17 protein-coding genes and 2 pseudogenes are annotated in these 20,915 nt (G+C 74.2%); 10 read left to right on the plus strand and 9 right to left on the minus strand.

Annotated elements, in window-relative coordinates; all coding sequences use genetic code 11:
- The first annotated feature begins 47 nt into the window (after positions 1–47).
- Together ACZ4WH_RS11570 and ACZ4WH_RS11575 are read left to right on the plus strand one after the other, a co-directional pair.
- Complete coding sequence (locus ACZ4WH_RS11570) at positions 48–953, plus strand: class I SAM-dependent methyltransferase (protein WP_468179216.1); 906 nt, start codon at positions 48–50, stop codon at positions 951–953.
- Between the two features lie 197 nt (positions 954–1,150).
- Positions 1,151–2,023 (plus strand): annotated as a pseudogene (locus ACZ4WH_RS11575) (lysylphosphatidylglycerol synthase transmembrane domain-containing protein); the annotation flags it as partial.
- A 278-nt stretch (positions 2,024–2,301) separates the two neighbouring features.
- On the opposite strand, the gene ACZ4WH_RS11580 reads toward ACZ4WH_RS11575, so the two are convergent.
- Positions 2,302–3,078 carry a creatininase family protein gene (locus tag ACZ4WH_RS11580; protein ID WP_468179130.1) on the minus strand — a complete coding sequence of 259 codons (777 nt, stop codon included), beginning with the start codon at positions 3,076–3,078 and terminating at the stop codon, positions 2,302–2,304.
- 38 nt (positions 3,079–3,116) lie between these two features.
- Here ACZ4WH_RS11580 and ribA point away from each other — a divergent pair, with 38 nt between their 5' ends.
- The 4 genes and pseudogenes from ribA to ACZ4WH_RS11600 all read left to right on the plus strand — a co-directional run bounded on the left by ribA (position 3,117) and on the right by ACZ4WH_RS11600 (position 7,227).
- Positions 3,117–3,788, plus strand: coding sequence for a GTP cyclohydrolase II (gene ribA, locus ACZ4WH_RS11585; RefSeq protein ID WP_468179132.1), 672 nt, complete (start codon positions 3,117–3,119; stop codon positions 3,786–3,788).
- Between the two features lie 124 nt (positions 3,789–3,912).
- A pseudogene (locus tag ACZ4WH_RS11590) lies at positions 3,913–5,021 on the plus strand (NAD(P)/FAD-dependent oxidoreductase).
- Positions 5,018–6,076, plus strand: coding sequence for a saccharopine dehydrogenase (locus tag ACZ4WH_RS11595; protein ID WP_468179134.1), 1,059 nt, complete (start codon positions 5,018–5,020; stop codon positions 6,074–6,076). Before ACZ4WH_RS11590 ends, ACZ4WH_RS11595 begins: the two are co-directional and overlap by 4 nt.
- The gene (locus tag ACZ4WH_RS11600; RefSeq protein ID WP_468179136.1) at positions 6,073–7,227 is read left to right on the plus strand and encodes a saccharopine dehydrogenase C-terminal domain-containing protein; all 1,155 of its coding nucleotides are present in this window, start codon (positions 6,073–6,075) and stop codon (positions 7,225–7,227) included. The genes ACZ4WH_RS11595 and ACZ4WH_RS11600 overlap by 4 nt, the downstream gene beginning before the upstream one ends.
- An 11-nt stretch (positions 7,228–7,238) precedes the next feature.
- Here the strand turns inward: ACZ4WH_RS11600 and ACZ4WH_RS11605 are convergent, their stop codons facing one another.
- The 3 genes from ACZ4WH_RS11605 to ACZ4WH_RS11615 form a co-directional block, all read right to left on the minus strand.
- Positions 7,239–8,462 (minus strand): serine hydrolase domain-containing protein, encoded by a 1,224-nt coding sequence (locus ACZ4WH_RS11605; protein WP_468179138.1) that lies wholly within the window; start codon positions 8,460–8,462, stop codon positions 7,239–7,241.
- A 285-nt stretch (positions 8,463–8,747) separates the two neighbouring features.
- Complete coding sequence (locus tag ACZ4WH_RS11610) at positions 8,748–10,112, minus strand: MFS transporter (protein ID WP_468179140.1); 1,365 nt, start codon at positions 10,110–10,112, stop codon at positions 8,748–8,750.
- Positions 10,109–10,693, minus strand: coding sequence for a TetR/AcrR family transcriptional regulator (locus ACZ4WH_RS11615; protein WP_468179142.1), 585 nt, complete (start codon positions 10,691–10,693; stop codon positions 10,109–10,111). Before ACZ4WH_RS11615 ends, ACZ4WH_RS11610 begins: the two co-directional genes overlap by 4 nt.
- A gap of 89 nt (positions 10,694–10,782) precedes the next feature.
- Here ACZ4WH_RS11615 and ACZ4WH_RS11620 point away from each other — a divergent pair, with 89 nt between their 5' ends.
- Positions 10,783–11,220 carry a PPOX class F420-dependent oxidoreductase gene (locus tag ACZ4WH_RS11620; RefSeq protein WP_468179144.1) on the plus strand — a complete coding sequence of 146 codons (438 nt, stop codon included), beginning with the start codon at positions 10,783–10,785 and terminating at the stop codon, positions 11,218–11,220.
- A gap of 94 nt (positions 11,221–11,314) precedes the next feature.
- Here ACZ4WH_RS11620 and ACZ4WH_RS11625 read toward each other — a convergent pair whose 3' ends face one another.
- Positions 11,315–12,214: an NAD(P)-dependent oxidoreductase gene (locus tag ACZ4WH_RS11625; RefSeq protein ID WP_468179146.1), complete on the minus strand. Its 900-nt coding sequence runs from the start codon at positions 12,212–12,214 to the stop codon at positions 11,315–11,317.
- A gap of 80 nt (positions 12,215–12,294) precedes the next feature.
- On the opposite strand from ACZ4WH_RS11625, the gene ACZ4WH_RS11630 reads away from it, so the two are divergent.
- Positions 12,295–12,885 (plus strand): TetR/AcrR family transcriptional regulator, encoded by a 591-nt coding sequence (locus ACZ4WH_RS11630; RefSeq protein ID WP_468179218.1) that lies wholly within the window; start codon positions 12,295–12,297, stop codon positions 12,883–12,885.
- Between the two features lie 710 nt (positions 12,886–13,595).
- Here ACZ4WH_RS11630 and ACZ4WH_RS11635 read toward each other — a convergent pair.
- The gene (locus ACZ4WH_RS11635; protein ID WP_468179148.1) at positions 13,596–14,960 is read right to left on the minus strand and encodes an MFS transporter; all 1,365 of its coding nucleotides are present in this window, start codon (positions 14,958–14,960) and stop codon (positions 13,596–13,598) included.
- 166 nt (positions 14,961–15,126) lie between these two features.
- Positions 15,127–15,792, minus strand: a complete 666-nt coding sequence (locus ACZ4WH_RS11640) for a TetR/AcrR family transcriptional regulator (RefSeq protein ID WP_468179150.1) — start codon at positions 15,790–15,792, stop codon at positions 15,127–15,129.
- A gap of 164 nt (positions 15,793–15,956) precedes the next feature.
- Between ACZ4WH_RS11640 and ACZ4WH_RS11645 the strand changes: the two genes are divergently transcribed.
- Together ACZ4WH_RS11645 and ACZ4WH_RS11650 are read left to right on the plus strand one after the other, a co-directional pair.
- Positions 15,957–16,850 carry a shikimate dehydrogenase gene (locus ACZ4WH_RS11645; RefSeq protein WP_468179152.1) on the plus strand — a complete coding sequence of 298 codons (894 nt, stop codon included), beginning with the start codon at positions 15,957–15,959 and terminating at the stop codon, positions 16,848–16,850.
- Between the two features lie 111 nt (positions 16,851–16,961).
- Entirely contained in the window at positions 16,962–18,752 is a 1,791-nt protein-coding gene (locus ACZ4WH_RS11650) for a TIM barrel protein (RefSeq protein WP_468179154.1), read from the plus strand.
- Here ACZ4WH_RS11650 and ACZ4WH_RS11655 read toward each other — a convergent pair.
- The gene (locus ACZ4WH_RS11655) at positions 18,739–20,202 is read right to left on the minus strand and encodes a membrane-associated oxidoreductase (protein WP_468179156.1); all 1,464 of its coding nucleotides are present in this window, start codon (positions 20,200–20,202) and stop codon (positions 18,739–18,741) included. The genes ACZ4WH_RS11650 and ACZ4WH_RS11655 overlap by 14 nt on opposite strands.
- Positions 20,203–20,326: 124 nt before the next feature.
- A complete protein-coding gene (locus ACZ4WH_RS11660) occupies positions 20,327–20,914 on the minus strand; it encodes a histidine phosphatase family protein (protein ID WP_468179158.1) in 588 nt (195 codons plus the stop codon).
- Position 20,915 lies beyond the last annotated feature (1 nt).

Raw genomic sequence — 20,915 nt, forward strand, 5'->3', positions numbered from 1 at the left:
ACCGGAGCGCCGACGGCTCCGCCGGTGACGGGGCTGTCGGTCCGGTCATCGCCGGTGCCGGTCCCGTGGCCCGGCCCGGTGAGCGGGCCACCGTACGGCTGCGGGACGACGACCCGGAGGAACCCCCTCGCTACGCGCCCGAGTGGCTGCAACTGAGGGAAAGCGCCGACGCCGCGGCCCGCGCGCAGGAACTGCTCGACCCGTTGCGTATCCGGCTGGCCAACCTGCCGGGCCGGCCGGGCGGACTGGTCGTGCACGACCTGGGCTGCGGCACCGGCTCGATGGGCCGCTGGCTCGCGCCCCGCCTCGACGGCGCCCAGCACTGGATCCTGCACGACCGCGATCCCTACCTGCTGCACTTCGCCGCCGTGGCCTCCCCGCGCTCCGCCGCCGACGGCAGCCGCGTCACGGTCGAGACCCGGCGCGGTGACGTGGCCCGGCTCACCGCGGACGCGCTGACCGGGGCCTCGCTGGTGACCGCGTCCGCGTTGCTCGACGTGCTCACCCGGGAGGAGATCGAGGCCCTGGCGGACGCCTGCGCGGGCGCCGGCTGCCCCGCCCTGCTCACCCTCTCCGTCGCGGGCCGCGTCGAACTCACCCCGGAGGACCCGCTGGACGCCGAGATCGCCGAGGCGTTCAACGCCCACCAGCGGCGCGGTGGGCTGCTCGGCCCGGACGCGGTCACCGTGGCCTGCGAGGCGTTCGCCGAGCGCGGGGCGACGGTCCGGGTGCACGCCAGCCCGTGGCGGCTCGGTGCCGGGGAGGCCGCGCTGACCGAGCAGTGGCTGCGCGGCTGGGTGGGCGCGGCCGTCGAGCAACGGCCGGAGCTGGGCGACCGAGCGGAGAAGTACCTGAGCGCCCGGCTCGCCGCCTGCGCGGCCGGCGCCCTACGGGTCACCGTTCACCACACCGACCTCCTGGCGCTGCCTGGGCCGAGGGGCGGGACGGCATGAGCGGGAGGGCGACGGCAGCGGGCACGAGGGTGCCGACGGGGGCGGACACGAGCGGGTACGCGCGTACGACACCGGTGCGTACGGCACCGGCGGAACCGGCAGGTGCGGCACCTGAGTCGGCTCACGCACGCACGCGCGTGACGCAGGCGCAGGCGCAGGCGCTGCACGCAGGCGCGACGCCCCCGAACCCGGCAGCCATGCAGCCGGACCCCGCACCGGCGCCCCCGCAGGCATCCTCCACCCCGCAGCGCCGTGACTCCCGATCCCTGCGCACCCACGTCGGCACCCTCGTCGGGGTCGTCATCCTCGCCGCCCTCCTGTGGCGGCTCGGCACCGGTGCCCTGCTCGACGGGCTGCGGCGGATCGACACCGTGACGGTGCTGGCCGCGCTGGGCATCGGCGTGGTCACCACCGTGTGCAGCGCGTGGCGTTGGCAGGTGGTGGCCCGGGGGCTGCGGCTGAGGTTGCCGCTGGGGCCGGCCGTGGCCGACTACTACCGGGCGCTGTTCCTGAACGCGGCGCTGCCCGGCGGGATTCTGGGCGATGTGCACCGGGCGGTCCGGCACGGGCAGAGCGCGGGTGACGTCCGGCGCGGGGTGAAGGCGGTCGTCCTGGAGAGGGTCGCGGGGCAGATCGCGCTGGCCGTGGCGGGCGCGGCCGTACTGCTGACCCTGCCGTCGCCGGTGCGCGCAGAGGCCCGTGGCTTCGCCCCGCTGGTGGTGCTGGCCGTGGTCGGCGCGCTGGCCGTCGTCCTCGCCGTCCGGATGAACCGTCCGCCGGCCCGTCGGCACGGCGCGCTGCGCAAGATGCTCGGCGAGGCCCGCGAGGGACTGGCGTCCCGGCAGAGCGGGCCGGGTGTCGCACTGTCCTCCGCGGTCGTCCTGGCCGGGCACCTGGTCATGTTCGTCGTGGCGGCCCGGGTGGCCGACTCGGCCGCGCCGGTCGCGGTGCTGCTGCCGCTCGCCGTACTCGCGCTGCTGGCCATGGGGCTGCCGCTGAACGTCGGCGGCTTCGGTCCCCGCGAGGGCGTCACCGCGTGGGCGTTCGGCGCGGCGGGGCTCGGCGCGGACACCGGAGTCGCGGTCGCCGTGGTCTACGGCGTACTCAGCTTCGTGGCGAGCCTGCCCGGTGCCGTGGTCCTGCTCCGGCGCTGGTACGAGACCCTGCGCACCAAGGCCACCACATCACCCCCCACGCCCGGCACGGACCCGGCGCCGGGTTCCGGCCCCACGCCGGACCCCCGGCCCGCGGGCACCTCCACCCCGGCCTCCGACCCGCTCCCCGACGACCGCCCGCCGACCGGGGCCGCCCCCACGGGTCCCGGTCGGCAGGGGGCCGTCGGTCAGGGTCACTCCCGGCCGGGCGTCGAGGTGAGCAGGGTGAAATACGGGTCGAAGGATTCCGTCAGGCTCGCCAGCAGTTCCTTTCCCTTTTCCGCCGAACCCAGGGAAGGACGGCCGATGACGCCCGATTCGGTGTAGGCGGACATTCCCACGGTGAGCAGATGACGACGGTCGTCGGCGATGAAATCGGCGGACTCGTGACCAGGGCGGACGAATTCGGGGTGAGCGTGCAGAAGAATCGAGGTCTCGATTTCTCCCGCGTGCATGTCGGTGAGCAGCGAGGTGACCACCCCGGCCCGCTCCCGCGCCGTCTCCCAGTCCTCGGCGGCCGGGAACAGCGCCATCCGCTCGCCGCGCGCGGAGGCCTCCTGGACGACGTTGCCCAGCACGTAGTTGCCGCCGTGCCCGTTGACGACGACCAGCGCGTCGACGCCCGAGCGGCGCAGCGAGGCCGCGATGTCCGAGACCACCGCGTGCAGGGTCACGGCGGAGATGCTGACGGTCCCCGGCCAGGCCGCGTGCTCGTGCGAGCAGGAGACCGTCACCGGAGGAAGGAGGTGCACCGGGTACGCGGCGGCGATCTCCCGCGCCACGGCGCAGGCGACCAGCGTGTCGGTCGCCAGCGGAAGGAACGGACCGTGCTGTTCGAAGCTCCCGACGGGAAGGACGGCGACCTGTGTTGAAACGCCCGCCCCCCGGGTCCGTACGTCCTGCGTGGTGTCCGTCGGCACCACGCCGCTCACCACCCCGTACGCCGCCGTCCGCGCGCCCGAACCACTCATCTTTTCACGGCCTTTCGTCTCTGCTTAGGAATCAGATCATGACAGAAAACACCGGCGTCAACATCGGAGTACTCGGCAAGAAGTCCCCGCGGCGTTCGGGCGCGGAACGCGTCGTGAATGCACCGCTGCCCACCGTGTACGGGAAATTCCAGGCGATCGGCTACCTGGACCACGACCGCGGTGACGAGCAAGTGGCCCTGGTGTACGGCGAGATCGGTACCGAGAACGTGCTGACCCGGCTGCACTCGGAGTGCCTGACCGGGGACGCGTTCGGCTCCCGGCACTGCGAGTGCGGGGACCAGCTGGAGGCCGCCATGCGCGCGGTGGTCGCCGAAGGCAGCGGCATCGTCGTCTACTTGAGAGGACACGAGGGCCGCGGCATAGGGCTGCTCGCCAAGCTGCGCGCGATGGCGCTCCAGGCGGAGGGCCTGGACACGGTGGAGGCGAACCTGGCGCTGGGCCTGCCGGTCGACGCCCGCGACTACGGCGTGGCCGCCGAGATCCTGCGCGACCTCGGGGTGCGCTCGGTACGGCTGATGTCCAACAACCCGCGCAAGCGGGAGGCGCTGGTCCGGCACGGCGTCCAGGTCGCCGAGCAGGTGCCCCTGCTGATCGAGCCGTGCGAGAGCAACATCACGTATCTGCGGACCAAGCGGGAGCGGATGGACCACCACCTGCCCCATCTGGACGCCGTCGCCCACGGTTCCTAGACACGCCCGGTTTCCGGTTCGACGGGCGGCGGTCCGGAAAGGATCAGGCGACGGACGTGCGGCGCGGTGAAGGAGGCGGCGGGTGAACCTTCGGGCCGAGGTGGTCATCGTCGGCGGCGGGGTGATGGGCACGAGCATCGCCTGGCACCTGGCGCGCGCCGGAGTGCGGGACGTCGTCCTCGTCGAACGGGACGAACTCGCCGTCGGCTCCACCTCGAAGGCCGCCGGGGGAGTGCGGGCGCAGTTCTCGGACGAGCTGAACATCCAGCTCGGGGCGCGCAGCCTGGAGGCGTTCGGCCGGTTCGAGGAGGAGGTCGGGCAGGACATCGGGCTGCACCGGGTCGGCTATCTGTTCCTGCTCTCCACGCCCGAGCAGGTGGCCTCCTTCGAGGCGGGCGTGCGGCTTCAGAACTCCCTCGGAGTGCCCAGCCGCCTGCTCACCCCCGAGGAGGCCCGCCGCCTCTCCCCGCTGATCAGCACCGACGGCCTGCTGGCCGCCGCGTACTCCCCGGACGACGGCCACTGCACCCCGGAGGCCGTCGTCCACGGCTACGCGACCGCCGCCCGCGCCCACGGCGCCCGCATCCTGCGCCACACCGAGGTCACCGGGATCGAGCTGCGCGGCGACACCATCACGGCGGTCAGTACGACCCTCGGCCGGATCGAGACCGGCACGGTGATCTGCGCGGCCGGGGCCTGGTCGCGGGCGGTCGGCGCCCTGGTGGGCGTGGAGCTGCCGGTACGGCCGCTGCGCCGGCAGATCGCCGTGACCGGACCGGACCGGTGCCGGGCCTGCCGCCCACACTGCCCATGACCATCGACTTCACCACCAGCCTCTACTTCCACCGCGAGGGCCCCGGCCTGCTGCTCGGCATGTCCGACCCGGACGAGCGGCCCGGCTTCGCCACCGACACCCACGACCGGTGGATCCCGCGACTGGCCGAGGCGATGCGGCAGCGGGCCCCCGCCCTGCTCGACCTGCCCCGCACCGGCGGCTGGGCGGGCCTGTACGAGAACACCCCCGACCACAACGCCCTGATCGGCGAGGCACCGAAAGTGTCCCGGTTCCTGTACGCGACCGGCTTCTCCGGACACGGCTTCCTCCAAGGGCCGGCCGTCGGCGAGGTGATCCGCGACCTGTACCTCGGCCGCGTACCCTTCCTGGACATCAGCCCCCTGAGCGCCGGCCGGTTCGCGGCCGACGCCCCGCGTCCGGAGGCCAACCTGGTATGACCGAGCTGCACCTGTGGCTGCGCCACGAGCCCCGTACGACCGAACGGCGCACGCCGGTCGTCCCCGCCGACGCCCGCCGCCTGGTCGACAGCGGGGTGACGCTGACCGTCGAGGAGTCCCCGCAGCGGATCTTCCCGATCGAGGAGTACGAGGCGGCCGGCTGCCGCCGCGCCCCGGCGGGCTCCTGGGCGGCGGCCCCCCGCGACGCCGTGATCCTCGGGCTGAAGGAACTCCCCGACGAACCAGCCGAGTTGATCCACCGTCACATCTTCTTCGGACACGCCTACAAGCAGCAGCCGGGCGCCGTCGAGCTGCTGCGCCGGTTCACGGCCGGCGGCGGGGCGCTGCTGGACCTGGAGTACCTGGTGGACGACGAGGGCCGCCGGCTCGCCGCCTTCGGCTTCTGGGCGGGCTATCTGGGCGCCGCGCTCGCCGTGCTCCAGCACCGGGGCCGGCTGACGGCACCGCTCACGCCCACGACGAAGGACGACCTGGACGCCGTCCTGCGGCCGACGGCCGGGGACGCGGAGTTCGGGGCGCTGGTGATCGGCGCCCTCGGGCGCAGCGGGCGGGGCGCGTGGACGGCCTTCCGCACGGCCGGCGTCGAGGCGACCCGCTGGGACCTGGCGGAGACCCGCGACCTGGACCGGCGGGCCCTGCTCGGGCACGACGTGATGGTGAACGCGGTCCTCGCCACCACCCTGGTGCCGCCGTTCCTGCGCGAGGAGGATCTCGACTCCCCGGCCCGCCGACTGCGCACCCTGTGCGACGTCACCTGCGACGTCGGCTCCCCGTTCAACGTCCTGCCGGTCTACGACCGCACGACGGACTGGACCGAGCCCGTGCGCCGGCTGCGCAAGGAGCCGCCGCTGGACCTGATCGCCATCGACAACCTGCCGTCGCTGCTGCCCCGGGAGTCCAGCGTCGACTTCTCGGCGGCCCTGCTGCCGCAACTGCTCGCCTTCGGCCCGGGCGGCGCCTGGGGCCGCTGTCTCGACCGGTTCCACCAGGCCTGCCGTGAACTCGGCATCGCAGGAGGGGAGTCGAACTCATGACTGACCGTGTCCCGGCGAGCGGGACCGTTCACTGGGTCGGCGCCGGACTGTCCACCGGCAGCGGGCTGGCCGCCCTGTGCCGTACGGCGGGCCGGGTCCTGCTGTGGCACCGCACCGAGGACCGCGCGGCAGGGGCGCTGGCCCGCCTGGGCCTGACGGGACGCGCCGAGCCCCGCGCCCTCACCCCGGCCGCCCTCGCCGCCGCGCTGGAGCCCGGCGATGTCGTGGTGTCGATGCTGCCGGCGCCGGAGCACGCGGAGCTGCTGGCCGTCTGTGTGCGGGCCGGGGCGCACTTCGCCTGCTCCAGCTATGTGTCGCCGGAGCTGCTGGCGCACGCGGAGGCGGCGCGGGCGGCGGGCGTGGTGGTGCTCACCGAGGCGGGCCTGGACCCGGGCATCGACCACCTCTTCGCGCACAGCCTCATCGGCCGGGCCCGGGCGCGCGTCGGCGAGCACACCCCGGCCTCCTACCGGCTCACCTCCTACTGCGGCGGTGTCCCGGCCGTGCCGAACGACTTCCGCTACCGCTTCAGCTGGGCGCCGCTCGGCGTGCTGGGCGCCCTTCGTTCGCCCGCGCGTCATCTGGAGGACGGCGTCGAGACGACGGCCGACCGGCCCTGGGAGGCGACCCGGCCGCTCGTCCTGGACGGCGAGACCTTCGAGGCCTACCCCAACCGCGACAGCATCCCCTTCATCGCCCAGTACGGCCTGCCCGCCGCCTGGACGCCGCGCACCTTCGTCCGGGGCACGCTGCGGCTGGACGGCTGGCTGAAGGCGTGGGAGCCGGTCTTCGAGGAGCTGACGACGGGCGACGACGAGCGGATCGCCGCGCTGGCGCGGCAGCTGGCGGCGACCCACCCGGCCACGGACGCCGACCGCGACCGGGTGGTGCTCTCCGTCTCCCTGGACGTCGACGCGGGGGAGGGGCGGCACTGGACCGGCGCCTACCTGCTCGACCTGACCGGTGACGCCGAGGAGTCCTCGATGGCCCGCTGCGTCTCCCGTCCGCTCGCCCTCGGCGTCCGTCACATCCTGGACGACAGCCTGCGGGCCGGCCTGCACCGGGCGGCGGAGACCGCCCAGCGCGCGGACCGGTGGCTGGCCGAACTCGCCGACGACGGCCTGGAGTTCACACTGACCCTGGATCAATAGCCGGCCGGCGGTCAGTCCCTCACCGCTTCGTGCACCAGCCGCCGCAGCTCCGGGAAGACCTTCAGCTTCTTCGGGCGCACCTGGCTCATGAACTGCACGGTCAGATCGTGGGCCGGGTCGACCCAGAACGCGGTGGTGGCCACCCCCGTCCAGCCGTACGTGCCGAGGTGGGAGGGGGCCAGGGTGCGGGCGGGGTCGGTGACGACGGAGACGTTGAAGCCGAAGCCGAGGCCGTCCATGCCGGGTTCCTGGTGGACCGGGGCGCCGAAGGAGCGGATCGTGGCCCCGCCCGGCAACTGGTTGCGGGTCATCAGGGCGAGCGTCTCCGGGGCCAGCAGCCGTACGCCGTCCAGCTCACCGCCCCGGCGGAGCAGCTCCATGAACCGGTGGAAGTCGTGCGCGGAGGAGACCAGGCCGCCGCTGCCGGACAGGAACCGCGGCCGGTCGCGCACCGGCAGACCCGGCACCGGCTCGATCCCGCCCTCGTCCGTCTCGCCGTACAACTCGGCCAGCCGGTCCGCCTGTCCGGGGGCGATGTGGAAGCCCGTGTCGGTCATGCCGAGCGGGCCGAGGATCCGCTCGGCGAAGAACGCGTCCAGCGGCTGCCCGGAGACCACCTCGATCACCCGGCCCAGCACGTTGGAGGCGACCGAGTAGTTCCACTGCGTACCCGGGTCGAACTGCAACGGCATGCGCGCGTAGAGGTCGACGGTCTCCGCGAGGTCCTTGCCCGGCGGCACGGAGTACTCCAGGCCCGCCTCGCGGTAGAGCGCGTCCACGGGGTGGCGGTAGTAGAAGCCGAAGGTCAGGCCCGCGGTGTGGGTGAGCAGATGCCGGATCAGGATCGGGCCGGCGGCCGGGCGGGTACGGACGTCGGTGCCCGAACCCTCCACATGGACCCGGGGGTCGGCGAAGGCGGGCAGATGGCGGTCGAGCGGGTCGTCCAGCGACAGCCGGCCCTCCTGCACCAGCATCAGCACCGCGACCGCGGTGACCGGCTTGGTCATCGAGTAGATCCGCCACAGCGTGTCCGGCTCGACCGGCAGCCCGGCCGCCACGTCCCGCAGGCCGTACGTGGTCAGATGCGCGACCCGGCCGCCGCGGGCCACGGCCACCAGGTAGCCGGGCAGGCGTCCCGCGTCGACGTGCTGGGCGAAGCGCCGGTCCAGGCGGTCCAGCGCCCCGGCGTCCAGCCCCGCCTCCGCCGGCTCCACATCCTGTCGCAGCTGTCCCATCGCTCTCCTCCGGTCGCGTCGTCCCGATGCGTCCCGCCTGCCGAGCGGGCCCGCAACCGCTCCTCATCGTCGCGCAGAACCGCTGGCCGGGAGGGGGTCATCCGGGGTGTGTGTGATCGATTCGACGCCGGTGGGGGGGTGGGGAGCGCGACGGGAACGGAGCGCGAAGGTGGCTGCCGCCGGTGGGGCGGGGAGCGGGGGCCGTGAGTCGCGTCGGCCATGGTGTGTCTCGGCTTGCCGTGGGGCCTTTCTCAGAGTCGCGGAGAGGCGCTGGCCGGGAGGGGGTCATCCGGGGGGTGTGTGATCGATTCGATGTCGGTGGGGGGTGGGGAGCGGGGATGTGGTCGCCGTCGGTGGGGCGGGGAGTGTGCGGCCGGGCAGGGCGCGGGTCGCCGGCAGGGCGAGGGTGGTCAGGGCCGCCAGGGCGAGCAGGGTCGGCGCGGTGCCCGTGCTCAGCAGCGCGGTCGCCCCGGCCACGCCCACGGCGGGGCCGACGTTCAGCGCGGTCTGCTGCAAGCCGCCCGCGACCCCGGCCACCGTCACCTCCGCCCGCCGCACGATCACCTGGGTGGCCGCCACCATCACCGTGCCGAACCCGGCGCCCAGCAGCGCGAACCCGCACCCGAGCGCGGGTGTGCCGGTGGCCCCGGACAGGACGAGGACGCCGAGCGCGAGCACCGCCGTCGCCCCCGCCGTCGTCACCCGCGCACCGCACCGGCGCAGCAGGGCGGGGCACAGCGACGCCGACACCACCATGAGCACGGCGAGCGGCAGGCTGCGCAGGGCGCTGTGGAACGGGTCCAGGCCCAGGTGGCGCTGGAGGACGTACGTACTGACGAACAGGGTGCCGAACAGGGACGCGGAGACGGCGACCAGGATGCCGAGCGCCGCGCCGACCGCACGCGAGCCGATCACCTCGGGCGGCAGCAGCGGGCTCGCCGTCCGCCGCTCGTGCCGGACGAGGACGACGGCCGTCACCACGGACAGGGCGAGGCCCGCACCGGAGACCGGCCGGGCCGTGACCGCGTACACCAGGCCGGCCAGTGTCACCGCGAGCAGGACGGCCCCGGGCAGGTCCAGCGGGGTCCGGGCGGGTGCCGGGCGCCGTTCGGGGCGGAGCAGGGCCGGCAGGCCGAAGGCGAGGGCGGGCAGCACGTTGACGAAGAACACCGCCCGCCAGCCGAGACCGGTCACCAGCGCCCCGCCCACCAGAGGTCCCGCTGCCGCCGCCAGCCCGATCGCGGCGGTCCGCACGGCCAGGGGCGACGCGAGCCGGTCCGGCGGGTACGCGGCCCGCAGCATGCCCAGCGTGGCCGGTTGCAACAGTGCCCCGAAAACGCCCTGCACGGCCCGCAGTGCGATCACCCATCCGACCCCGGGCGCGAGGCCGATACCGACCGAGGCGGCGCCGAAGCCCAGCATGCCGAGCCCGAACACCCGCCGCTGCCCGTACCGGTCGCCGAGCCGCCCCGCGAACACCAGCAGGCTCGCGACCGCGACGAGATAGGCGGTGCTGGTCCACTGGACCTCGGCGAACGACGCGTGCAGCTCCCTTTGCAGGCTGGGCTGCGCGACCGTGAGGACCGTACCGTCCAGCACGACGACCACCGCGCCCGCCACGCTGCTCGCCAGCGTCCAGGGCCGGTTCACCGGCCGCCCCCGGGACCGCCCAGGTGCGCTGCCAGAACCGTGTCGAGCAGCGGGCCGAAGTCCTCCTCGCCCAGCGCGAGTTGGAGGCTGCGCCAGCGCCACAGCTGGGCCGTTCCGTGCAGGTTCGCCCACAGGGCGCCCGCCACCCGGCGGGCGTCGGCCTCGGGGGCCGCGTCGCCGATCAGCTCCGTCAGCAGGGTGAACAGCGGAAGGCTGGTGTCCCGCAGGCCCAGGTGACCGCTCTCCAGCAGATCATGACGGAACATCAGCTCGTACATGCCGGGCCGCTCCAGCGCGAACTCCAGGTACGTCCGCGCCAGCGCCGCCACTTGGGCGCGCGGTCCTCCGGTCTCCTGTTCCAGTGCCGCGTGCGCCCGCTCGGCCAGCTCGGTGAAGCCGCGCCGGGCGATGGCGGAGAGCAGTTCCAGGTGGGTGGGGAAGTAGCGGCGCGGCGCCCCGTGCGAGACGCCCGCGCGCCGGGCGATCTCCCGCAGGGTCAGCGCCTGCGGGCCCTCGGCGGCCAGCAGCTCCACGCCCACGTCGACCAGCCGGGCCCGCAGGCCCACGTCGGAGTCAGTCATGGACAGTGTCTACCAGGTGCGCGTAGACAGTGTCTACCGATCGTCGTCGGCGGGGAATGTACGGCACGCCTCCACGAGTTGACCCCGATATGACTCAGGACTCCACGCAGGACGCGCTGCTCGGCCTCCTCTCCGCGGGACACGCCGGCGTACTGGTCACCCTCAGGCGCGACGGCCGCCCCCAGCTGTCCAACGTCAGCCACGCCTACTACCCCGACGAGCGGATCATCCGGATCTCGGTCACCGACGACCGCGCCAAGACCCGCAACCTCCGCCGGGACCCGCGTGCCTCGTACCACGTCACCAGCGACGACCGCTGGGCGTACACCGTCGCCGAGGGCACCGCCGAGCTGACCCCGGTCGCCGCCGACCCGCACGACGAGACCGTCGAGGAGCTGATCAGGCTCTACCGGGACGTCCTCGGTGAGCACCCGGACTGGGACGACTACCGGGCCGCGATGGTCCGCGACCGCCGCCTGGTGGTGCGGCTGCACGTCGAGCGGGCGTACGGCGTCCCGAAGAGCTGACCCCCGGCCGGCCGCCCGTTCACGGCGCCTGGAAGAGCCGACCACCGGCGGGTCGCCGGCGTCTCGAAAAACCGACGCGCGCCCGGCCGCCCGCTCACGGCGCCTCCGCGGTCCGTGCCTCGATCGCCCGCAGGACGGCGACCATGTCCTCGCCGCCGTACCCCCGTGCCACCGTCTCCTCGAACAGGGTGTGACAGACGTCGAGGAGCGGGGAGGCGAGGTGGGCCTTGCGGGCCGCCTCGGCGATCAGCCGGTTGTTCTTGAGTACGTCCAGCGCCGCCGCCTGCACCGCGAAGTCACGCTCGCGCAGCTTTGGCGCCTTCATCCGGGACACCGCGCTGGCCATCGGGCCCGCGTCCAGGACGTCCAGGAACAGCCGGCGGTCCAGGCCCTGCCGCTCGGCGAAGTGGAACGCCTCGGTCAGCCCGGTCACCTGGGTGATCAGGAAGATGTTCACCGCCAGCTTCATCAACAGTGCGCCCGGCACCGCACCGCACACGAACGCCTCCCGGCACATCGGCGCGAGCAGCGGCCGTACGGCGGCCACGGCGGCCTCCTCCCCGGCCAGCATGGCCACCAACTTCCCCTGCTCCGCCGGTACCCGGGAGCCGGAGACGGGCGCCTCGACGTACCGGCCGCCGGCGGCGCGGATCTCGGTCTCCAGGGCGTGGGAGTACTCCGGTGAGGTCGTGCCCATGTGGACGACGGTCCGGCCCGCGACCCGCGCGGCCAGTCCGGGGGTGCCCCGGCCGAGGACCGCGTCGATCGCCACCTCGTCGGCGAGCATCAGCAGCACCACCTCCGCCCGCGCGAACACCTCGCAGGCGTCCGCTGCGACCTCGGCGCCGGCGGCGCGGAGCGGCTCCGCGCGCTCCGGGGTCCGGTTCCAGACCACCAGGGGGGTGCCGGCCGCCGCCAGGCGCAGGGCCATGGGCCGTCCCATCACTCCGAGACCGATGAATCCGACGTGCATGGCAGGCCGCCTCCGCGCCACGGGTGGACTATGACACCGGTCATAGTAGCCGCCGCTATGACGGCGGTCATAGAGTGGCGGCGAAGGAACGGAGGTCGACGATGACGCAGGCGCGGCGCGGACCGCGGGAGCGGATGGTGTTCAGCGCGGCCCAGCTCATCCGGCGGCACGGGGTCACCGCGACCGGCATGCGCGAGGTCGCCGCGCACGCGGAGGCACCGCGCGGCTCCCTCCAGCACTACTTCCCGGACGGCAAGGAACAGCTGGTCAACGAGGCGGTCGCATGGGCCGGCCGGTACGCGGGCAAGCGTGTCGCCCGCTTCCTCGCGGGACTTGACCGGCCCACGCCGAGCGGCCTGTTCGCGGCGATGGCCCAGCAGTGGACCGACGAGTACGCGGCGGACGGCTTCGCGGCGGGATGCCCGGTCGCCGCCGCCACGGTCGACTGCGCCACCTCCGGCGACTCGACCCGGGAGGCGGCGGCCACCGCGTTCGCGACCTGGCGGGGCCCGGTCGCCGAGGCGCTGACAGACATGGGCGTCCCCGCGTCCCGGGCCGAGTCCCTGGCCACCCTGATGATCAGCTCCCTGGAGGGGGCGATCCTGATGGCACGCGCGGAGCGGGACATACGGCCCCTCACGACCGTCGTCCGAGAACTCGGCCCCCTGCTCGACGCCGCCACAGGCCCCTGATCACCCCGGTCTGCGACCGATGGGCCTCTGGCCACCCCGGCGTGCGGCCGTAGGTCCCTGGTCAGCCGGCCTGGCGCCGTACACGATGGCCGAGCGATCGCCGTGCTCGGTGAGGCCGAGGAGGCCCGGCGGCGGGCGGTCGCAGACCTGGTCCGCGCGCAGGTACGGGAGTACTCCGCGCGGGGCCGGGTGGCGTCGGCCCGGACGGAGCCACTGACGAGCGGCCGACCCAGGCGCGCGGGTGCGGTCGGCCGGGTGCCGTGGCCGGGCGGCACCGTCGGCTGTCGGGGTCGGGGTCGCTGTGGGGTGTCGGTGGACCGGCGCCGCTGCCCGGTTGCCGTGGACCGGTACCGCCGCCGGGCGTCGCGGCCGAGCGGGGCGCCCAGCGGCGCGGTCAGGCGGCACCCTCCGGTGTCAGGCCGCTGCCTTCCGGTGTCAGGCCGGCATCCTCGGGTGTCAGGCCGCTGCCTTCCGGTGCCAGGCCGGCAGCCACCCCGTGTCGGCCGGCAGCCACCCCGTGTCGGACGGCAGCCACCCCGTGTCGGCCGGCAGCCACCCCGTGTCGGCCGGCAGCCACCCCGTGTCGGACGGCAGCCACGCCGTGTCGGACGGCAGCCACGCCGTGTCGGACGGCAGCCACCCGTGTCAGACCGGCACCCACCCCGTGTCGGACGGCAGCCACCCCGTGTCAGACCGGCACCCACCCCGTGTCAGGCCGGCACCCGCTCCCGGCGGGATGCCTTCCGCGTGGGCCGTTCGCCGAGCAGTTCCGTCGGGACCCGGTGCGTCTCGCGGGCGGTGAGCGCGGCGAGCGTCGGCGGGACGCACAGCGCCGCCGTGAACAGGGCCACCGCCGCCCAGTCGTCGCCGCCCGGACCGGCGATCTCGGCGGCGAAGGTGACCGCGAACCCGGCCACCGCGAAACCGGTCTGCGTGCCGATCGCCAGGCCGGACAGCCGGACCCGGGTCGCGAACATCTCGCCGTAGAAGGCGGGCCACACGCCGTTCGCCGCGCTGTAGACGATGCCGAAGGCGACGACGCCGAGCAGCAGCGTCAGCGGATAGGAGCCGGTGGAGATCGCCCACAGGTAGCCGGTCATCGCCACCGCGCTGCCGACCGCGCCGATCAGGTACACCGGCCGGCGCCCGATCCGGTCCGACAGGGTCGCCCACAGCGGGATCGCGCCGAGCGCCACCAGGTTGGCCAGCGCGCCCACCCACAGCATCGCGGTACGGGACATGCCGACCGCGTCGCTCGTGGCGTACGCCAGCGCCCACACCGTGAACACCGTGCTCACCGACGCGATCAGCGCGCCCGCGATCACCCGCAGCACGTCCGCCCAGTGCTCGCGCAGCAGCACCGCGAGCGGCAGCCGGGCCACGCCCCCGTCCGCCGCCTGCCGGGCGAAGGCCGGGGTCTCGTGCAGCCGGCGCCGGATGACCCAGCCGACGACGGCGACGGCCACGCTCAGCCAGAACGGCACCCGCCAGCCCCACGACAGCAACTGGTCCTCGGGCAGCTGGGCGACCGGGATGAAGACGAGGGTGGCGATGAGCTGGCCGCCCTGGGTGCCGCTGAGCGTGAAGCTGGTGAAGAAGCCGCGCCGGTCCGGCGGCGCGTGCTCCAGGCTCATCGAGCCGGCGCTCGCCTGTTCGCCGGCCGCCGAGACGCCCTGGAGGACGCGGCACAGCACCAGCAGGACGGGCGCCAGGGTGCCGACCTGCGCGCGGGTGGGCAGACAGCCGATCAGGAACGTCGACAGGCCCATCAGCATCAGCGTGAACACCATGATCTTCTTGCGGCCGAGCCGGTCGCCGACGTGCCCGAGGACCAGCGCGCCGAGCGGCCGGGCCGCGTAGGCGACCCCGAAGGTGGCGAGCGAGAGCAGGGTCGCCGTCGCCGGGTCGGAGGCGTCGAAGAACACCTTCGGGAAGATCAGGGCGGCGGCGCTGCCGTAGAGGAAGAAGTCGTAGTACTCCAGAGCGCTGCCGATCCAGGCGGCGGTGGCCGCCTTCCACGGCTGACCGGGCGGGGCGTCGGGGTCCGGGGCGGGAGCGGGGGCGGGGACGGACACGGCGGTGCTCCTTCGGGGAGAACTCCACCCTGCGGAGGAGAGGGGGAGTGAGCGGCGGGGCGAGGGCCGGATCGCGGCTGCTAATTAACCCACTGGGTAGTTAGTAGGGGTGGGTGGGATGTTGCGCCCGCGTTTCCCCGGTGTCAAGAGCCCGTGCGCGAAGCCGTCAGCCGGCCGCCCGCTCCGCCGTCAGATAGGCGATCACCATGTCCCCGAGCATGGTCCGGTAGTGCTCCCGCTGTGCCGGGTCCACCAGGTCCCGGCCGAACAGGGCGCCGAACGTGTGCCGGTTGGCGACCCGGAAGAAGCAGAACGAGCTGATCATCGCGTGCAGGTCGACCGCGTCCACGTCGGCCGTGAACAGCCCGGACTCCTGCCCCGCGGCGAGGATGCGGCGGATCACGTCCAGCGCCGGGGAGCCGATCCGGCCCAGCTTCTCGGAGGCCGCGATGTGCTCGGCGCCGTGGATGTTCTCGATGCTGACCAGCCGGATGAAGTCCGGGTGCCGCTCGTGGTGGTCGAAGGTCAGCTCGGCCAGCCGCCGGATCGCGGCCACCGGGTCCAGGTGTTCGACGTCCAGCTCTTGCTCGGCGTCCCGGATCACCCCGTAGGCCCGCTCCAGCACGGCCGTGAACAGCTGTTCCTTGCCGCCGAAGTAGTAGTAGATCATCCGCTTCGTGGTGCGGGTGCGGGCCGCGATCTCGTCCACGCGGGCGCCGTCGTACCCGGCCCGGGCGAACTCCTGCGTGGCCACGTCGAGGATCTCGGCCTTGGTGCGGGCGGCGTCGCGCACCCGCCCGCCGGGTCGTACCGGTTCGTCGACGCTGGTCATCGCTGTCCTTCGGGCCGTGAGGCGCCGGGGCGGCGCGCTCGTTCGCGTGCCGGTGATTGTAGAAGCAGGGCTCCGGCGCGCGGCGGGGGTCTTCCCGATGATCCGCGCGGCTGATATAGCTAACGTACTGGTTCGTACATTAGCTCCGCCTCGGGAGGTCCCGCGTGGCCAAGGACTCGTATCTCGTCGGGCTGATCGGGGCCGGGATCGGCCCCTCGCTCAGCCCGGCCCTGCACCACCGGGAGGCGGACCGCCAGGGCCTGCGCTATCTGTACCGGCTGCTGGACACCGACGTCCTCGGCGTGCCGCCGGAGGCGGTCGGCGACCTGGTCCGCGCCGCCCGCGACCTCGGCTTCGACGGGCTCAACATCACCCACCCGTGCAAGCAGCTCGTCCTGCCGCACCTGGACGCGCTCGACCCGCGGGCCGAGGCGCTCGGCGCGGTCAACACCGTCGTCTTCGACGGCGGCCGGGCCGTCGGCCACAACACCGACGTCACCGGCTTCGCCGCCTCCTTCGCCCGCGGCCTCCCGGACGCCCCCATGGAACGGGTCGTCCAGCTCGGCGCGGGCGGCGCCGGCGCGGCCGTCGCGCACGCCGTCCTCACCCTCGGCGCCGGCCGGGTCACCGTCGTGGACGCCCTGCCCGACCGGGCCGCCGCCCTGGTGGGGTCCCTCCAGCGGCACTTCGGCCCTGGCCGGGCGGTGGCGGCGACGGTGGACCGGCTGGGGGCGTTGCTGGCCGAGGCCGACGGTACCGGCGGGTTGGTCCACGCCACGCCCACGGGTATGGCCGCCCATCCCGGTCTGCCGATGCCGGCGGAGCTGCTGAGGCCCGGGCTGTGGGTCGCCGAAGTGGTGTACCGGCCGCTGGAGACGGAGTTGGTACGGGCCGCCCGGGCGGTCGGCTGCGCCGTGCTGGGCGGGGGCGGGATGGCCGTTTTCCAGGCCGCGGACGCGTTTCGGCTGTTCACCGGGCGGGAGCCGGACAGTACGCGGATGCTGGCCGACATCGAGGAGCTGGGCGGGGTGGAGCGCTCGCGGAGTACCGCCGGTTGACGGCTGCGGGCCGTTCGCGGCTGGTCGCGCCCACGCGGCGGAGCCACACAGCGAACACAGCCCCGAGCCCCATGACGGGCGCATCGGCACCCTCGTTTTCAAGGAGCCCCCATGCACACCTCCATCGCCACCGTCTCCCTCAGCGGACCCCTCACCGAGAAGCTCACCGCCGCCTCCCGTGCCGGGTTCGACGGGGTGGAGATCTTCGAGAACGATCTCCTCGCCAGCCCCCTCACGCCCGAGGAGATCCGCGCCCGCTGTGCCGACCTCGGTCTGGCCGTCGATCTCTATCAGCCGATGCGGGACATCGAGGCCGTGCCCGACGAGGTCTTCGCGCGCAACCTCCGGCGCGCCCGGCACAAGTTCGAGCTGATGCGGCGGCTCGGCGCCGACACCGTGCTCGTCTGCTCCAGCGTCTCGCCGGACGCCCTGGACGACGACGCCCTCGCCGCCGAGCAGCTGAGCCGACTCGCCGACCTGGCAAGCGAGTCCGGCATCCGGGTGGCGTACGAGGCGCTCGCCTGGGGGCGGCACGTCAGTACGTACGACCACGCCTGGCGCATCGTCGAGGCCGCCGGGCACCCGGCCCTCGGCACCTGCCTGGACAGCTTCCACATCCTGTCCCGGGGCAGCGACCCCAAGGGCATCGAGGACATCCCCGGCGAGAAGATCTTCTTTCTCCAGCTGGCGGACGCCCCGCTGCTCGCCATGGACGTCCTCCAGTGGAGCCGCCACTACCGCTGCTTCCCCGGCCAGGGCGGCTTCGACCTCGCGGGCCTCCTCACCCACGTCCTGCGCACCGGCTACTCCGGCCCGCTCTCCCTGGAGGTCTTCAACGACGTCTTCCGGCAGGCCGACGCCGGCCCCACCGCCGTCGACGCCCACCGCTCCCTGCTGCTCCTCCAGGAGACGGTCGGCGTGGCCGAGTTGCCCGCACCCGTCGTCCCGACCGGTGTCGCCTTCGCCGAACTCCTCACCCCGGACGCCGAACCCGTCACCGCCCTCCTCGGCGCCCTCGGCTTCACCCGGGCCGCCCGGCACCGCGGCAAACCCGTCGACCTGTGGCAGCGCGGCGCGGCCCGCGTCCTGGTCAACACCGGCCCGGCCGCGCGCCGCGCCGGCACCCGGCTCGCCGCGATCGGCCTGGAGTCCCCGGACCCGGCCGGCGCGGCCCGCCGCGCGGAGGCCCTGCTGGCCCCGGTGCTGCCCCGGCGCCGCGCCCCCGAGGACGTCCCGCTCGACGCGGTGGCCGCGCCCGACGGCACGGAACTCTTCTTCTGCGCCACCGGTCACCCCGAACTCCCCGACTGGCGCGCCGACTTCGAGAACCTCACGGACCTCCCCGGGCCGGCCGCCCGCATCGACCATCTCGCGCTCGCCCAGCCCTGGCACCACTTCGACGAGGCGACGCTCTTCCACCGCAGCGTCCTCGGCCTGCACGCCCAGGAGAGCGTCGACCTCGCCGACCCCTACGGGCTCCTGCGCAGCCGCGCCGTCACCAACGCCGACGGCAGCGTCCGGATCGCCCTCGCGGTCGGGGCGGCACCCGGCGACGACACCGTGCACGCGGCGCACATCGCGCTCGCCGTGGACGACGTGGTGGCCGCCGCGCGCGCCTTCCGCGCGGCGGGCGGACGGCTCCTGCCGGTACCGGCCAACTACCACGACGACCTCGCCGCCCGGTACGAGTTCGCCGACGGGGAGCTGGAGACGTACCGCGACCTCGGCATCCTCTACGACCGCGAGGCGGGCGGCGTCTTCCGGCACTGCTACACCGAGACCGTCGGCCGGGTCTTCTTCGAGCTGGTCCAGCGTGACCCGGGCTACCAGGGGTACGGCGCCGTGAACGCGCCGGTGCGGCTGGCGGCCCAGCACGCGGCGCGCGGCTTCACTGGCGGCTGACCGTGCGGGTGACGCCGGCGATCACCGTCGTCGCCAGAATCCAGCCGGTGAGGACGAGGACGTAGGCGAGCACCTGATAGCCGTCGCGTGGCGCGAACGCGGAGTCCTGCCCGAACGAGATCACCGGCAGCAGCAGGTCGAGCGTGTAGAACACCGGGTGGAACGGCGGTGCCTCGCCCGCCTTCAGCGGCTGTGGGTGGTGCAGCGCGAAGGCGACGGAGCCGAGCGCGAGCAGCGACAGCAGCCAGCCGGCGGCGCGCAGCGGCCGGAAGCCGTAGCCGACGGTGACGTCCTGGACCAGGCCCCACAGCCGGCCGTACCAGGGGAGGGTGCGGCGGTGCCGGCGCTGTTTGGCGAGCTGTACCAGCCGGGCCGCGTGGTCGTCGCCGACGCGCCGGTAGGCGGCGGTCAACTGCTCGTAGCCGTGCGGGATGTAGCCGTCGCGGTCCCGCTCCAGCATGGGCAGGCGGCGCTCGGCGGGTTCGTGCGGGACCAGGGAGGTGTACGACAGGTGGTTGAGGAGCACTTCGCCGGGCGCCGACTCCGGCTCCAGGAACAGGACGTCGATCTGCGCGCGGCGCAGGTTCAGGACGCCTTCCATGGGCGGCCCCTTGCGCAGCCACAGCTCGCCGATGGTCGTGCTGCTGGCCCGCAGCGCCGAACTCCCGGGATGCGCGAGGACGGTGTACGACAGGTCGAGCCGCCCGGCGATGCGGGCGCCGCGCAGACCCAGCGAGCCGCGCACCTGCGCGTACCGGACCAGCATGTCGCCCTCGACGGCGAAGGTCTCCGCCTCGAGCGCCGCGTGCCCGGGGTTGCTCAGCCGCGCCTCGGTGAGGTTGACCGACCCGGCGACGGTCGCGCCGCTCAGCCGTGTCTGCCCGTGGGTGCGCAGCCCCGGCGCCCACAGGTCGGCGCCGACCGCGGCCTGGTTGAGCTGGAGCACCGGTTCCCCGGCGTCCGGCGCGGCCACCTCGGCGCCCTCCAGGTACAGGCTGCCGGTGATCCGGGCGCCGCCCAGCCGCACGATCCCCGTGCACCGGGCCCGGGTCAGCCGCACGATCCCGTCGACGTGCACGGCGTGGGCGACCAGTCCGGGCAGGACGGACTCGCTGAGGTTGAGTTCGCGCAGCCGGGCGGCGTGGCACCGCGGCGCCTCGTCGAAGTGGCAGTGCCGCAGCCGCACCGGGTGGTCGATCGTCGCGTACTGGAGATCCAGCCGGCCCGTGATCCGGGCGCCCGCGAGACCGAGCGCGGCTATCTCCCCGTCCTGCCGCGGCCCGTCGAGGAGCAGCGCCCGCAACACCTGGGCCCGCACGGTCCGTTCGGCGCCCCAGCTTGCCCCGTCGGCGGGGTCCTCGTCGGGTGACGCCCGGAAGTCCACGGCCTCTCCGCGCGGGAACGCCCGCCACACCCGTTCCTCGGCCGCCGTCAGATCGTCGATCTCCACCAGCGGGACTCTCACCCGAGGGGGAGGCGCCTGTCAATCCGCCCCGGCCGCCGGGGTCTTGAACGCGAACGCCCCCGGTTCGCCGCTGTCGGCGGACCGGGGGCACACGGCTGTGCGGTGCCGGCTACGGCCGGACGTTCCACTCCGCGATCACCGGGCGGTCGTGTTCCGTCGACAGACGGCTGACCGTGCCCGTGGCCAGCTGGAACAGCCGGCCCTCGGCGGGCGGCAGGCCCAGGCGGCGGGCGGTGAGGACGCGCAGGAAGTGGGCGTGGGCGACGAGGATCACGTCCCCCTCGGCCAGGGCCGGGGCCAGGCGGGCCAGGACCCGGTCGGCGCGGGCGCCGATCTCCGCCGGCGACTCGCCCGGGTGTCCCTCGGGGCCGGGCGGCACGCCGTCGGTCCACAGGTCCCAGTCGGGCCGGGCGCGGTGGATCTCGACGGTGGTGATGCCCTCGTAGCCGCCGTAGTCCCACTCGTGCAGGTCGGGGTCGGGCACGACCCCGGGTATGCCCGCCAGTTCGGCGGTGCGCAGGGCGCGGCTCAGCGGGCTGGCGAGCGCGCGGGCGTAGGTCCGGCCGGTGAGGAGCGGGGCGAGGGACTTGGCCTGTTCCTCGCCGTGCTGGGTGAGGGGCAGGTCGGTCCAGCTGGTGTGCTGTCCCGACAGGCTCCACTCCGTCTCACCGTGGCGGACCAGCAGGAGGTCCCCCACG

It is taken from the genome of Streptomyces sp. NPDC029138 (assembly GCF_055564375.1).